Source organism: Frigoribacterium faeni, assembly GCF_011761235.1.
In the GTDB taxonomy this organism is placed as follows: domain Bacteria; phylum Actinomycetota; class Actinomycetes; order Actinomycetales; family Microbacteriaceae; genus Frigoribacterium; species Frigoribacterium faeni_A.
In genome coordinates this window covers 76,776-90,305 of sequence record NZ_JAAOYW010000003.1, presented here as the reverse complement: position 1 = coordinate 90,305, position 13,530 = coordinate 76,776, and the positions used below count along the sequence as shown (strand labels likewise).

The 13,530-nt window shown below is 74.2% G+C and carries 13 protein-coding genes; 3 read left to right on the top strand and 10 right to left on the bottom strand.

Annotated features, from left to right (window positions below; translation table 11 throughout):
* Nucleotides 1-5 precede the first annotated feature (5 nt).
* The 3 genes from FHR78_RS12545 to FHR78_RS12535 are packed head-to-tail and all read right to left on the bottom strand — an operon-like array spanning nucleotide 6 to nucleotide 3,508.
* Nucleotides 6-884, bottom strand: a complete 879-nt coding sequence (locus FHR78_RS12545) for an ABC transporter permease (protein WP_166760891.1) — start codon at nucleotides 882-884, stop codon at nucleotides 6-8.
* Nucleotides 884-1,837: an ABC transporter permease gene (locus tag FHR78_RS12540; RefSeq protein ID WP_166760890.1), complete on the bottom strand. Its 954-nt coding sequence runs from the start codon at nucleotides 1,835-1,837 to the stop codon at nucleotides 884-886. Before FHR78_RS12540 ends, FHR78_RS12545 begins: the two co-directional genes overlap by 1 nt.
* Nucleotides 1,838-1,840: 3 nt before the next feature.
* Nucleotides 1,841-3,508, bottom strand: a complete 1,668-nt coding sequence (locus FHR78_RS12535; protein WP_166760889.1) for an ABC transporter substrate-binding protein — start codon at nucleotides 3,506-3,508, stop codon at nucleotides 1,841-1,843.
* A gap of 224 nt (nucleotides 3,509-3,732) precedes the next feature.
* Between FHR78_RS12535 and FHR78_RS12530 the strand changes: the two genes are divergently transcribed.
* On the top strand, nucleotides 3,733-4,224 hold the full coding sequence (locus tag FHR78_RS12530; RefSeq protein WP_166760888.1) for a MarR family transcriptional regulator: 492 nt from the start codon (nucleotides 3,733-3,735) through the stop codon (nucleotides 4,222-4,224).
* A 48-nt stretch (nucleotides 4,225-4,272) separates the two neighbouring features.
* On the opposite strand, the gene FHR78_RS12525 is transcribed toward FHR78_RS12530, so the two are convergent.
* The 4 genes from FHR78_RS12525 to FHR78_RS12510 form a co-directional block, all read right to left on the bottom strand.
* On the bottom strand, nucleotides 4,273-4,953 hold the full coding sequence (locus tag FHR78_RS12525) for an SDR family NAD(P)-dependent oxidoreductase (RefSeq protein WP_166760887.1): 681 nt from the start codon (nucleotides 4,951-4,953) through the stop codon (nucleotides 4,273-4,275).
* A gap of 198 nt (nucleotides 4,954-5,151) precedes the next feature.
* The gene (locus tag FHR78_RS12520) at nucleotides 5,152-5,961 is read right to left on the bottom strand and encodes an ATP-binding cassette domain-containing protein (RefSeq protein ID WP_166760886.1); all 810 of its coding nucleotides are present in this window, start codon (nucleotides 5,959-5,961) and stop codon (nucleotides 5,152-5,154) included.
* Entirely contained in the window at nucleotides 5,958-7,019 is a 1,062-nt protein-coding gene (locus FHR78_RS12515) for an iron chelate uptake ABC transporter family permease subunit (RefSeq protein WP_166760885.1), read from the bottom strand. The genes FHR78_RS12520 and FHR78_RS12515 overlap by 4 nt, the downstream gene beginning before the upstream one ends.
* The gene (locus FHR78_RS12510; RefSeq protein WP_166760884.1) at nucleotides 7,016-8,089 is read right to left on the bottom strand and encodes a FecCD family ABC transporter permease; all 1,074 of its coding nucleotides are present in this window, start codon (nucleotides 8,087-8,089) and stop codon (nucleotides 7,016-7,018) included. The genes FHR78_RS12515 and FHR78_RS12510 overlap by 4 nt, the downstream gene beginning before the upstream one ends.
* A 138-nt stretch (nucleotides 8,090-8,227) precedes the next feature.
* Here FHR78_RS12510 and FHR78_RS12505 point away from each other — a divergent pair, with 138 nt between their 5' ends.
* Nucleotides 8,228-9,229, top strand: coding sequence for an iron-siderophore ABC transporter substrate-binding protein (locus FHR78_RS12505; protein WP_166760883.1), 1,002 nt, complete (start codon nucleotides 8,228-8,230; stop codon nucleotides 9,227-9,229).
* 13 nt (nucleotides 9,230-9,242) lie between these two features.
* Nucleotides 9,243-10,100: an SIP domain-containing protein gene (locus FHR78_RS12500; RefSeq protein ID WP_166760882.1), complete on the top strand. Its 858-nt coding sequence runs from the start codon at nucleotides 9,243-9,245 to the stop codon at nucleotides 10,098-10,100.
* Between the two features lie 388 nt (nucleotides 10,101-10,488).
* Here the strand turns inward: FHR78_RS12500 and FHR78_RS12495 are convergent, their stop codons facing one another.
* The 3 genes from FHR78_RS12495 to FHR78_RS12485 form a co-directional block, all read right to left on the bottom strand.
* Complete coding sequence (locus FHR78_RS12495) at nucleotides 10,489-10,722, bottom strand: hypothetical protein (protein ID WP_166760881.1); 234 nt, start codon at nucleotides 10,720-10,722, stop codon at nucleotides 10,489-10,491.
* 223 nt (nucleotides 10,723-10,945) lie between these two features.
* Nucleotides 10,946-11,548, bottom strand: coding sequence for a MarR family winged helix-turn-helix transcriptional regulator (locus tag FHR78_RS12490; RefSeq protein ID WP_166760880.1), 603 nt, complete (start codon nucleotides 11,546-11,548; stop codon nucleotides 10,946-10,948).
* 116 nt (nucleotides 11,549-11,664) lie between these two features.
* Nucleotides 11,665-13,290 carry an ABC-F family ATP-binding cassette domain-containing protein gene (locus FHR78_RS12485; RefSeq protein WP_166760879.1) on the bottom strand — a complete coding sequence of 542 codons (1,626 nt, stop codon included), beginning with the start codon at nucleotides 13,288-13,290 and terminating at the stop codon, nucleotides 11,665-11,667.
* Nucleotides 13,291-13,530 lie beyond the last annotated feature (240 nt).

Here is a 13,530-nt window from a genome sequence, read left to right as displayed (position 1 = left end):
GAGGATCAGGTCCGTTCGCGGGAGGTCGGGTCGAGGGCGTCGCGCAGGGCGTCGCCGACGAGGTTGAAGCCGAGGCAGATGACGGCGATGGCGAGGCCCGGCACGACGGCGGCGAACGGGGCGTTCGACAGGTACTGCTGCGCGTCGGAGAGCATGATGCCCAGACTGGCCGTCGGCGGCTGGATGCCGAGTCCCAGGAACGACAGCAGCGCCTCCCCGATCACCGCGACCGGCATGATGACCGTGGCCTGCACGATGATCGCCGACACGCAGTTCGGCAGCACGTGGGCGAAGATCACCCGCAGCCCGGTCGCGTCCATGGTGCGGGCGCTCAGCACGAAGTCGGTCGAGCGGATGCGCATCGTCTCGCCGCGCACCACGCGGATCATCGTGGGGATCTGCGCGATGCCCAGGGCGATCACCGCGTTGCCGAGGCTCGGCCCGCTGATGGCGGCGAGCGCCACTGCGATGATGAGGAACGGGAACGCGAGCATCACGTCGGTCAGGCGCGACACGATCGCGTCGAGCCAGCGCCAGTAGCCCGCGACCAGCCCGAGCGGGGTGCCGACGACGACGGCCAGCACGACGCTGAGCACGCCGACGACGAGCGAGACGCGGATGCCGTGGACGGTGCGCGAGAGGATGTCGCGGCCGAGGTCGTCGGTGCCGAGCAGGAACCCGACGGTGCCGGGCAGCTGGAACGGCGTGTCGAAGTGCACCTCGGCCGGGCCGTAGGGGGCGATGAGCGGCGCGGCGATCCCCGCGACGAGCACGACGAGCAGCATCACGCCGCCGGTCACGCCGAGCTTGTTGCGGCGCAGCTGGCCCCAGACGCGGCCCCGGTCGGAGCCGAGCTCGTGGGAGGTGGGCACGAGGACGGTCATCAGGAGGCTCCTCCGACTCGGATGCGCGGGTTGAGGACGCTGTAGAGCACGTCGACGACGAGGTTGATCAGGATGTAGCCGAGCGTGATGACGAGCACGACGGCCTGCACGACCGGGTAGTCGCGCGTGAAGACGGCGTCGAGGGTGAGCTTGCCGAAGCCCGGCAGGGCGAAGATGCGCTCGGTCACGACGGCGCCCGAGATCAGCCCGCCGAGCTGCAGGCCGACGATCGTGACGACGACGATCATCGAGTTGCGGAGCCCGTAGCGGAGCAGCACGCGTCCCCGTCCGAGGCCCTTGGCACGGGCCGTGCGGACGTAGTCCGTCGTCATCGTCTCGATCATCGAGGCCCGCGTCTGCCGCATGATGACGGCGGCGAGCGAGGTGCCGAGGATGAGCGCCGGCAGGGTGAGGTGCACGAGCGCCTGCCACGGGTCGTCGGTGACGGGCACGTACCCGGAGGCGGGGAACAGCCCCAGCCCGACGGCCAGCCACAGGATGGCGAGGATGCCGAGCCAGAAGTTCGGCACGCTCAGGCCGACGAGGGCGGCGGCGTTGGCCATCCACTCGGGCCAGCGTCCGCGCCAGCGCTCGGCGACGACGCCCAGGGCGACGCCGACGAGCACCGCGACGACGATCGCGTAGAGCGACAGCCACAGCGTGACCGGCAGGGTGGAGGCGATGAGGTCGGCCACCGGTGTGCCGGTGCGGGTCGACTGGCCGAGGTCGCCCCGGAGGAAGGCCCCGACGAAGCGGAGGTACTGCACGACGAGCGGGTCGTCGAGCCCCAGGTCGGCGCGGATGGCCGCGACCTGCTGCGGGCTGGCCTCCTCACCCGCCAAGGCGAGGGCAGGGTCGCCCGGCAGCTGCCGCACGCCGACGAAGACCACGACGGAGGCGAGCACGAGCGTCACCGCCGACTGCCACAGGCGGGTGAGGAGGTAGCGCGCCATGGCTCAGTCGGCCTCGACGAAGGCGGCGGTGCTGAGGCGCACGACGCCGTCGGCGTAGGTGGACACCCCGGCGATCTCGTTCGACAGCGCCGTGAGGCTGCGCACGCGGTACAGGTAGATGATCGGCGAGTCCTCCTGCACCTTCTCGACCACCTGGCCGTAGAGCTCGGCGCGCTCGTCGACGTCGGTCGTCGAGGCGGCGTCGCCGAGCAGCTCGTCCACCTCGTCGTCGCTGTAGCCGCTGTAGTTGTTGCCGGCGCCCGTCGAGAGGAAGTTGAACGTGTTGCCGTTCGGGTCGATCCGGCCCGACCAGCCGAGCTGCAGCGCCTCGAAGTCGCCCTCCGTCTGCACGTCGAGCAGCGTCGAGTACTCGACCGGCGTGATGGTCAGCTCGAAGCCGCCCTCGGCGACCTGCGCTTGCAGGGCCTGGGCGAAGCGGACCGTGTCGGGGTTGTTGCTCACCTGCATGTCGATGGCGAGCGGGGTCTCGACGCCCGCCTCCTCGAGCATCTGCTCAGCCGCCTCGGGGTCGTAGTCCGGGCAGGCGTCGCTCGCGTCGGTCGCGAACGGGCTGCCGGGCGAGATCGGCGAGCACGCCGGGTCGTAGAGGCCGCCGAACACGGTCTTCACGAGCGCCTCACGGTCGATGGACATCGACAGGGCACGGCGCACCGAGGCGTCGCTCGCGAGCGGGGTGTCGATCTGCACCGGATCGGTGCCGATGCCGTCCTGGTTGCCGATGTTGACCGTCAGGCCCTGGTAGCCGAGCGAACCGACCTCGAGCACGGTGAGCGAGTCGTCCTCCTTGAGCGTCCCCACGTCCTGCGTCGACATCGAGTCGGCGACCTGCACGTCGCCCGACTGCAGGTTCGCGGCGCGGATGCTCGCGTCGGTGATGATGCGGTAGGTGATGGAGTCGAAGTGGGCCGACCCGGCGTCGTAGTACAGGGGGTCGCGCTCGACCGTGATCGAGGTCTGGGGCACCCGCTCCACGAACTTGTAGGGGCCGACGCAGACGGGCGCGTCGCCGAACGCGTCGCCGGCCGAGGCGAGCGCCGTGGGCGACATGACCATGCCGGCGCGGTCGGCGAGCGCCGCGGTGAGGGGCGCGAACGGCTCGGAGTAGGTGACCTCGACCGTGGCGTCGTCGACCGCGGAGATGCCGGTGATCGGGCCGAGCTCGCTGCGCCGGGACGAGTCGTCCTTGTCCAGGCCGCGCTGCAGGGTGGTGACGACCGCCTCCGCGTCGAGCGGGGTGCCGTCGGCGAACACGGCGTCGGTGCGCACGGGGAACGTCACGGTGAGGCCGTCGTCGCTGACGTCGGGCAGCTCGGTGGCGAGCATCGGCACGATGTCGCCCTCGGCGTCGATGTCGTACAGCTTCTGGCACATCGTCTCCATCACGTACCGCGTGTAGAGGGACGAGGAGGTGGTGGGGTCGAGCCGGTCGGGCTCCGCCGAGAGCGCCATGACGAGGTCGCCGCCCTCGACGATCGTCTGGTCGCCGATCGGGGCGGTCGAGACGTCCTCCCGGCTGCTCGTGGCGTCGGTGTCGGTCGTCTGGACCTGCTGGCACCCGGTCGCCACGAGGGCGATTCCGAGGGCGGCGGCCGGCAGCGCGAGCGCGCGTCGCCGGAGGGCGGGTCGCCGAGGGGGCGTGGTGCGAGGCATGTGTGATCCGATGCTCGGGTGCGGGAAGGGAGGATTGAATGCAATCAGCACCGATGACGCGCTCTCGTATACAACGCGTTACGACCGTGTAAAACGTGCCCCGGACGAGGGGCGCCGCGGCCGCGCCCGCGGGGCCGCGTCGTCCGGTCCGGGGCGGCGTCGAGGCGACCTGCACCTTCGAGGGGCATGATCGTGGGTGCCCCCCTGCCCGAGAGGACTGCAGCGTGAACACGAACGACGAGGTCGACCTGATCATCGACGCCTGGGCGCGCGTGCGTCCCGACATCGACTTCGCGGCGCTCGACGTCTTCTCGCGGCTGCGCCGCATCTCGCGGCGGCTCGACCGCGTGCGGGCCGAGGCGTTCCGCCGCTCGGGCCTCGAGATCTGGGAGTTCGACGTGCTGTCGACCCTGCGCCGGGCCGGGGATCCCTTCGAGCTCAGCCCGAAGGACCTCGTCACCGCGACGATGGTGACGAGCGGCACGATGACCAACCGGCTCGACCGCCTCGTCGAGCGCCGCCTCGTCGAGCGCCGCGCCGACCCCCGCGACGGTCGCGCCGCCCTGATCCGCATCACCGAGACCGGCGTCGACCTCGTCGACCAGGCGATGCTCGACCTGCTCGAGGCGGAGCACTCGCCGCTCGGCTCGCTCAGCCGCCAGCAGCGCGACCAGCTCGCCGACCTGCTGCGGGAGCTCGGCACCGGCTTCGCCTGAGCCCGGCACCGCCCGCGGCTCGGCGTGACGGGGGCTCCCCCGCCGCGCCTAGAACGCGCTGCTGGGCAGGTCCTTCTCCCCGTCGACGATCGCGCGGACGATGCGCGCCGCCACGGCGTCCGGGTCCAGCCCGGGCGGGAAGCTCGGCGCGCGCCCCTCGACGGGTCGCGTCGCGAGGCCGGTCTCGGTGTGTCCGGGCCGGGCGTCCAGCAGGCGCACGCCGCGCCTCCGGAACTCGCGGGAGGCGGCGCCCACCCAGGCGGCCAGGCCCGCCTTGGCCGCCGAGTACGCGGCCATGCCCGCGGTCGGCGACTCCGCGACGACCCCGCTGATGGTGACGGCGAAGGGCTCTCGGCCCGCCGCGGCCGAGGCGGCGAGCGCGTCGGCGGCGTCGCGGACGAGCCGCACGGGCGCCAGCAGGTTCGTCTGCACGAGCTCGTCGAGGGCCGCGTCGCCCACCGAGTCCGCGGGGCCGAACGCCACGACGCCCGCGGCGACGACGACGCCGTCGAGGCGTCCGTGCGCCTGCAGGGCGGCCGCGACGAGGGAGGCGCCCCCGCCGGGCTCTCGCAGGTCGGCGACGAACGCGTCGGGGCCGGTGAGCGAGCCCCCGGCCCGCCCGGCGCGCACGACGACGGCCCCCTGGTCGGCGAGCTGGGCGGCGAGGCGGCTGCCGAGGCCGCCCGACGCGCCGGCGACGAGCACGACGGCTCCCTGCAGATCGGTCATGCCCGGACTGTACGCGCGGGCGCCGGGGCCTGGCCCGGGCCCGGCGCCCGCGCTCGCGCGCCGGCCCGCGCCCGCCCGCGCCCGCGCCCGGCCGCGACCTGACGCGAAAGGGACGAGATGCCCCGGGGCCCCGCAGCAGCACGTCCCCGTCCCGTCACGTCGCGGGGCGCGGCGCGGCCCGCCGGGCCTCGCCGCCCCTCAGCGCCGGCGGCGCGGCACGACGAGCGGCGTCCCCGTCACCGGGTCGGGCACGACCAGGCAGGGCAGGTCGAAGACGCGCTCGACGAGCTCGGCGGTGAGCACGTCGGCGGGCGTGCCGGTCGCGACGACGTCCCCGTCGCTCATGACGATCAGGTCGGTCGCGTAGCGCGCGGCCTGCGCGAGGTCGTGCAGCACGGCGACGACGGTCGTGCCCTGCTCGTGCAGCCGCGCGAAGAGGTCGAGCAGGTCGTACTGGTGCGCGACGTCGAGGAACGTCGTCGGCTCGTCGAGCAGCAGCACCGAGGTCTGCTGGGCGAGGGCCATCGCGACCCAGACCCGCTGGCGCTGCCCGCCCGACAGCTCGTCGACCGGCACGTCGCCGAGCTCGACGAGGTCGGTCTGGGCGAGCGCCGAGGCGACGGCCTCGCGGTCGGCCTGCGACCACTGCCGGAACATCCCCTGGTGCGGGTAGCGACCGCGCGAGACGAGCTCGGCCACGGTGATGCCCTCGGGGGCCGTCGACGACTGGGGCAGCAGGCCCACCGTGCGCGCCGCCTCCTTCGCGGGCACCCGGGCGAGGTCGCGGCCGTCGAGCAGCACCGTGCCGGCGCGGGGGGCGAGGAGGCGCGCGAACGCCCGCAGGAGGGTCGACTTGCCGCAGGCGTTCGGCCCGACGATGACCGTGAACGAGCCCTCGCGGACCTCCGCGTCGATCGACCGCGAGACGGTGCGGCGGTCGTAGGCGAGGTGGGCGCCGCGGGCGGCGAGGCGCGGGGCGGCGGGGTCGGGCGGGGCGGTGTCGGTCACCGTGTCCTCCGGGATTCTGCGACGAGCAGGCTGACGAGGTAGGCGCCGCCGATGACGAGCGTGACGAGGCCGACGGGGACGGGGGTCGTGGTGACGTGCTGGGCGACGACGTCGGCGACGAGCAGCAGCAGCCCGCCGACGAGCGCCGCGGCGAGCAGCGGCACGCCGGCCGAGCGCACCACGCGCCGGGCGAGCTGCGGCGCCGCGAGGGCGACGAAGACGATCGGCCCGGTGCTCGCGGTGACGACGGCGGTCAGGGCCACGCCGACGACGACGAGTGCGAGGCGCGAGCCCTCGGCGCGCAGACCGTGGGCCCGGGCCGCGTCGTCGCCGAGCTCGAGCTGCCGCAGGGGGCGCGCGAGGCCGGCGACCACGACGGCGAGCACCGCGAGCAGCGCCGCCGCGGGCACGAGCTGCGACCAGCCGACCAGGGCGAGCGACCCTGCTCCCCAGAACGACGCCGAGAGGGCGACCTCGGCCTGGGCCCGCAGCAGCAGCCAGCTGTTCACGGAGTGCAGCAGGGCCGTGACGGCGATGCCGACGACGATCAGCCGGAGCCCGTGCACGCCTCGGCGCCAGGCGAGCAGGTACACGACGAGGGCCGTGACGAGCCCGCCCACGAGCGCGCCAGCGGCGGTGCCGACCGCCGACGCCGCCCCCGAGACGATGACGACGATCGCCCCCGTGTAGGCGCCGGTCGAGAAGCCGATCACGTCGGGCGAGCCGAGCGGGTTGCGGGTCAGCGACTGGAAGACGGCACCGGAGGCGCCCAGCGCGGCCCCGAAGACGAGGGCGGCCAGCACGCGGGGCAGCCGCCACTGCACGACGATCACCGAGCCGGGGCCGTCGCCGCCGAGCAGCGCCTGGAGCACCTGCGCCGGGCTGAGCGGGTAGTCGCCGAGGCCGAGCGCCACCAGGGCCACGACGACGGCGACGAGCGCGACGACGGCCGTGGCGACGGCCCGGCGGCCACGCGGCCGGAGACGCCCCGGCAGCCGTCCCGGCAGGAGGGCGCGGTCGCGAGCGGGCGGGCCGCCGCCCGGGCGGACGGCGCTCACCGCAGGCCGCCCGACCGTCGACGGGCCACGAGGATGAGCACGGGGGCGCCGATCGCGGCCGTCACGAGGCCGGCGGCGAGCTCGCCGGGAGGCGCCACGACGCGTCCCAGCACGTCCGCGAGCAGCAGCAGCACCGGGCCGAGCAGGGCGCTCAGCCCGATCGTCCACGGCTGGCTGGCCCCGACGACGCCGCGCGCGGCGTGGGCGACCATGAGGCCCAGGAACGCGACCGGGCCGACCACCGCGGTGGCGCCTCCCGCGAGCAGGGTGACGACGACCAGGGCGACGACGCGGACGAGGGGGACGGAGACGCCGACGGAGGAGGCGTGGTCGTCGCCGAGGGACACCGCGTCGAGCGGCCGCGAGACGAGCAGCGCGACGACGACGCCGACCGCGACGAAGGGGGCGACGGTCGCGACCGGGCCCCAGCCGCGGTCGGCGAGCGAGCCGACCTCCCAGGCGCGGACGGCGTCGAAGCGCCGCGGGTCCGCGAGCACGATCGACGAGGTGACGCCGCTGAGCACGGCGCCCAGGGCGATGCCCGCCAGCGTGAGCCGCGCGGGGCTGCCGCCCGACCGGCCCCCTCCCCCGACGAGCGAGACCGCGACCGCGGCGAGCGCCGCCCCGGCGAACGAGAACCAGATCCAGCCGCTCGCCGCGGTGACCCCGGCGAAGCCGACGGCGAGCGCCACCGCGAAGGCGCTGCCCGCGGTGACGCCGAGGATGCCGGGATCGGCGAGCGGGTTGCGGGTGACGGCCTGGACGACCGCCCCGGCGACGCCGAGGCCGGCTCCGGCCACGAGGGCGGCCGCCGTGCGGGGCAGCCGCAGGTCGAGCACGGCCGCCACGTCGGCGGGTGCGACGCCGGTCGGCGCGGCGCCGCCCGGGAGGAGGCCGGCGAGCACGTCGACGACGTCGGCGAGGGCGACGGGACGCGCGCCGACGCCGAGGCTCAGCAGCACGGCGAGCACGAGCAGGGCGGCGGCGCCGACGAGGGCGACCACCCGCGTGCGGGTGCGGGCGACGGTCCGCGGTGCCCGGGCGGAGCCGGGCAGGGTGGTGGTCGCCATGGAGATGAGCTTAGGCTAACCTCACCTGGGTCTCGCCACGACGGCGAGCCCCCGCTGCCCGGCGGTGCCCGCCCCGGGCCCCGTCGCCGGTCGCCGCACTCCCCGTGCACCGCCGCCCCCGACTCCCGAGGACACCCCATGCGCTCTCCCGTCACCGCCGTCGCCGTCCTGGCCGCCGCCTCCCTCGCCCTCGTGGGCTGCTCGTCCGGCGCGGCCGACGACCAGGCCGCCACGAGCGGCCCGAGCGTCGCCGCCGGCACGTTCCCCGTGAGCGTCGACACGAAGTTCGGCGAGGTCACGATCGACCAGCAGCCGCAGCGCGTCGTCGCCCTCGGCTGGGGCGACGCCGAGACCGCGCTCGCCCTCGGCGTGCAGCCGGTCGGCGCCTCCGACTGGCTCGCGTTCGGCGAGGACGCCGACGGGGTCGGCCCCTGGGCCCAGGGCCTGTACGACCAGTCGCCCGAGATCATCGGCACGCTCGAGCCCTCCTACGAGGCGATCGCGGCCCTGCAGCCCGACCTCATCCTCGACACCAAGGGCTCCGGCGACCAGGACCGCTACGACCGCCTCTCGAGCATCGCCCCCACCGTGGGCGTGCCCGAGGGCGGCGACGCCTACCTGACCGACTTCGAGGACCAGATGGAGCTCGTCTCCACCGCCCTCGGCCTCGAGGACGAGGGCGACCGCCTCGTCGCCGAGGACGAGTCGGCCGTCGACGCCGTCGCGGACGCGCACCCGGAGTGGGACGGCCTGACCGTCACCGCCGCCACGAAGACCAGCGAGGGCTGGGGCGCCTACGTCGAGGGCAGCGAGCGCGTCGACCTGCTCGAGGAGCTCGGCTTCGAGCAGAACCCGGCGATCGCCGCGCTCTCCCCGAACTCGGGCGGCTTCTCGGTGACGATCTCGTCCGAGCAGCTCGACGTGATCGACGCCGACGTGATCGTGGCGTTCCCGATCTACATCGACACGACCGAGATCACCGACGACCCGCAGTGGAAGGCGCTGCCCGCCGTGCAGGCCGGCCACGACCTGGTCATCGACGGCGACGTCTCGGCCGCGTACTCGCTGAGCAGCGCGCTGTCGCGCCAGTACGCCCTCGACCAGCTCGTGCCGCTGCTCGAGACCGCGACGCAGGACTGACCGGGGCCGCCCCGTGACCGGCACCGCCGCCTCCCCGGCCCGCACCGTCCGCGCGCAGCACGTCTTCGTCGTCGAGCGCATCGAGCAGCTGTCGCCGCACCTCGTGCGCGTGACGCTCGGCGGCGACGCCTTCGACGGGTTCGTCGAGGCCGGCGCCGAGCAGCTCGCGGCCGCCGACCGCTACGTGAAGCTGCTGCTGCCGCCGCGTCCCGGCCTCGGGCTGCAGCCGCCGTTCGACCTCGACGAGCTGCGGGCCGCGCTCGCCCCCGCCGACCTGCCGGTGCGGCGCACGTACACGATCCGCCGCGTCGACGCCGCGACGCGCACCATCGCCGTCGACTTCGTCGTGCACGGCGACGAGGGCGTGGCGGGGCCGTGGGCGCTCGCGGCGCGGCCGGGCGACCTGCTGCAGATGTCGAGTCCCGGCGGCCTGTGGAGCCCGTCCGACGACCCGCGGGTGCCCGACCTGCTGCTCGGCGACGACTCGGCCCTGCCGGCCGTCGCCTCCGCCCTCGAGGCGATGGCGGACGACGCCCGGGGACTCGCCCTGCTCGAGGTCGAGGGAGCGTCGGACGAGCTCGACCTGGTGCGGCCGTCGGGCGTCGAGCTGCGCTGGCTGCACCGCGACGGCGCCCCGGCGGGCAGCGTCCTGCTCGAGGCCCTGCGGGCGCTCGAGCCGCCGACGTCGCCCCTGCGGGTCTTCGCCCACGGCGAGCGAGGGGCCATGAAGGAGGCGCGGGTCGTCCTGCACGACACCTGGGGCCTCGACCGGTCGTCGCTGTCGCTCAGCGCCTACTGGGCGTTCGGTCGCGTCGAGGACGCGTTCCAGGCGGAGAAGCGCGAGCCCGTCGGGGCTCTCTTCGCCGACTGACCGGACTAGCTCGCGGCGGGGTCGCGCAGCACGCGGCGGACGAGGTCGACGAGCGCCTCGGGCGGGAGGGCGGCCAGCTCGGCGGCCGTCACGCGGCGTCCTGCGCGGTCATCAGCGAGACGATGTCGATGGCCTCGGTCGTGATCGACACGTGGTCGACGGCGGATGCGGGGGTGAAGGGGATCTGGGTCACGAGGTGCCTCTCGGGTGAGGGGAGCAGGGGGAACGGTCGCGTCCGGGGTGCTGGACGGGGCCGTGGTCGTCGGAGTGTCGACATCCGGCGGTGCCGGAGGGGGCGGTGCCGAGGGGGCGGTGCCTGAGGGGGCGGTGCCGAGGGGGTGCGGGGCGGCTCGTCGTCGGCACACGGCCGACGTCTCGCGCCGAGACGTCAGGCGCCGGGGGCGGCGAAGAAGTCGCTGTAGGTCACGTCGGCGGTGGCCCGGACGGGGCGCGACGTGCGGACGGGGCGTCGGTACGAGCCGATGCGGACGGGGACGGCGCCGGGTGCGGCGACGTAGCTGCTCACGCGGCGTGCGGAGCGGAGGGGGCGGTTCGCCGCCGGCGTCTCGCGGACGAGCCGGGAGGAGCGAGAGGCGGTCTGGACAGGATCGAGGATCGTCATGAGGACACGACCGTGGTCTGAGGCGTAGCTGGCCTCGCGTCAACCGGGTGCACGGTGCTCCGCGAGGACCACCAGGTGTTGGCGGCGTATCGGCGAAGAGCAAGGGAGGGGAAGATCCGGTACCCCGACGCTATGCCCCCGAGCCCGCCGTGCCTAATGCGGAAAGCTAAACGGCTTGAGAACATCGCAAACCGGACAGGCCCGCGGCCGCCCGCGGCGGAGCCTAGGAGGCGGCGGGACCGGCGTCGAGGATCTCGGCCACCGCGTCGAGCAGCGTCGACAGCCGCGTGCGCTCCCGGGTCGACAGGGTGGCGGCGAGCTCGGCGAGCGCCTCGTCCGCCTCACGGGTCGCGCCCTCGAGCAGCGCGCACGTGCTCGGCGTCAGGCTGAGGATGCGCTGGCGGCCGTCGTGCGGGTCGGGCTTCCGCTCGACGTGCCCGAGCGCGACGAGCCGGTCGACGATGATCGTCGCCGCGGCGCTGGTGACGCCGAGCTGGTGCGCGATGTCCTTCGCGTGGGCGTTCGTGCCCTTGGTCTCGCAGTGCTGGATGAGCGTGACGGCGGCGAGGTCGTTGCCGCTGAGCTGGAGCTGCTGGCGCAGCTGCAGCGCGAAGGCGATGTCGGCGTCGCGCACCCGGCGCATCCGCGACAGGATCTCGGCCGCCGCGTCGGTCGGCGCCCGCTCCGCGAGCAGCGGCATGCCGGTGTCGACGACCTGGGCGTTCCGCAGGTCCTGGTCGGTGGGCTCGGTCGTCGCGACCGCGTCGGGCTCGGTCGTCGCGACCGCGTCGTGGTCGTCGGGTGCGTGCAGTGCGGGGCGGGCCATGACGGCCTCGATTCTGGGTCGGTGCTCGGAGGAGGGCTCTCCACGACAGACCTGACTGGCGCAGCCCGCCCAGTCAACACCCCGCGGCCCCGGCGGAGGCCAGGCTCCGGCCCAGGTCAGGCCGCGCCGACCTCGAGCTCGCCGACCGCGGCGCCCTCGGCGCCGAACACCACGCGCCGGTTGCCGACCTTCTCGCTGAAGAACCGGTCGTGGCTGACGACGACCACGGCCCCCGGGAAGTGCACGAGCGCCCGCTCCATCACCTGCGTGCTCGCGAGGTCGAGGTGGTTCGTCGGCTCGTCGAGCAACAGCACGGAGGCGCCCGACAGCAGGCACTGCGCCATCGCGACCCGGGCCCGCTGGCCCCCGCTGAGCGCGCCGATGCGCTGCTTCACGTCGGCCTCCGAGAACTGGAACATGGTGAGGAACCGCGCGACCGACTTGCGCGTCGCCGTCAGCGCGAGGCTGTCGGGCATCGCGTTCACCGCGTGCGTGACGGTGTCCTGGTCGTCGAGGTCGGCGAGCACCTGGTCGTACGAGACGACGCGGGCGCCGGCCGCCCAGTCGACGCGCCCGCGGTCGGCCCGCTCCTCCCCCGCGAGCACGCGCAGCAGCGTGCTCTTGCCGCTGCCGTTCGAGCCGGAGACGACCATCCGGTCGCGGCGGCGCAGCTCGAACGAGACGTCGTCGAACAGGGTGCGGTCGCCGTACGACTTGCCGAGCCCCCCGACGCGGCAGAGCACGTCCTTGACGTGCAGCCCGCCGTAGATCTCGGTGATGATCTGGTCGACGGGGCGGGGCGTGCGCTGCTTCTTGATCTTCGCGAGCTCCTTCGTCAGGCCGCCCGCGCCTCCTGCCTTCTGGGCCTTGGCGACCTTGGCCGCCTCGCGCCGGTCCGAGATGCCCTCCGACTCGAAGGCGAGCAGCTCGGACTCGTGCGCGAACTGCTGCTCGATGGTCTTCAGGCGGAACTGCTTCTGCACGACGTACTCGGCGAAGTCGCCCGGGTACTCGTGCAGGTGGAACGCCTCGACCTCGACGATGCGCGTGACGACCGCGTCGAGGAACTGCCGGTCGTGCGAGACGACGACGGCCGCGCCGCGGAAGTCGCGGAACCACTGCTCGAGCCACTCGACGCCCGCCACGTCGAGGAAGTTCGTCGGCTCGTCGAGCAGCAGCACGTCGGGCTGCTCGAGCAGGATCTTGGCGAGCGCGGCGCGGTTGCGCCAGCCGCCCGACAGGTCGTCGATGGGCAGCGAGCGGTGCTCGTCGGTGAAGCCGAGCGTGGTCAGCGCCGTGTCGATGTGGCGGGGGTAGTCCCAGCCGTCCTGGCGGTCCATCTCGGCGAAGAGCTCGGCCTGGCGCTCGATCAGGCGGGTCAGCTCGTCGCCCTGGTCGGGGTCGACGGCCGCGACGGCGATGGCGGCGTCGATCTCGGCGAGCTCGGCCTCCATGGCGCGCACGCCCTCGAACAGGCCCTGCAGCACCTCGGTCACCGTCGCGGTGCCGTCGAGCTCGCTGAACTGCGAGAAGTAGCCGATGCGCGTGCCCGGCTCGACCGTGACGGTGCCCTCGTCGGGCTGCACCTGCTCGAGCACGAGCTTGAGCAGCGTCGACTTGCCCGACCCGTTGCGTCCGATCAGCCCGACGCGGTCGCCCTGCTCGAGCCGGAAGAAGGCCTCGCGCAGCACGGGGGCGTTCTCGAAGCGGACGGACACGTCGTGCAGTCGGATGAGGCTCATCCGTCGATCATCGCAGGGCCGACGAGCGCAGGAGGCGCGGGCCCGGTCGCCGACGACCGCGCACGCATTCGCAAACTGGACAGAGCACCCGCCCGGCGCATCGCGGGGAAAGCCCTGGTCGCGCGGCGACGCTAGAGCGTCTAACGAATTCGAGCCCTGTGACCAGCATTTTCTCGGTTTGGAGCGGCCCGCCGACCGACGTAGCGTGGGAGCAGGCCGGGACGTCGTGAACCCCCGGTC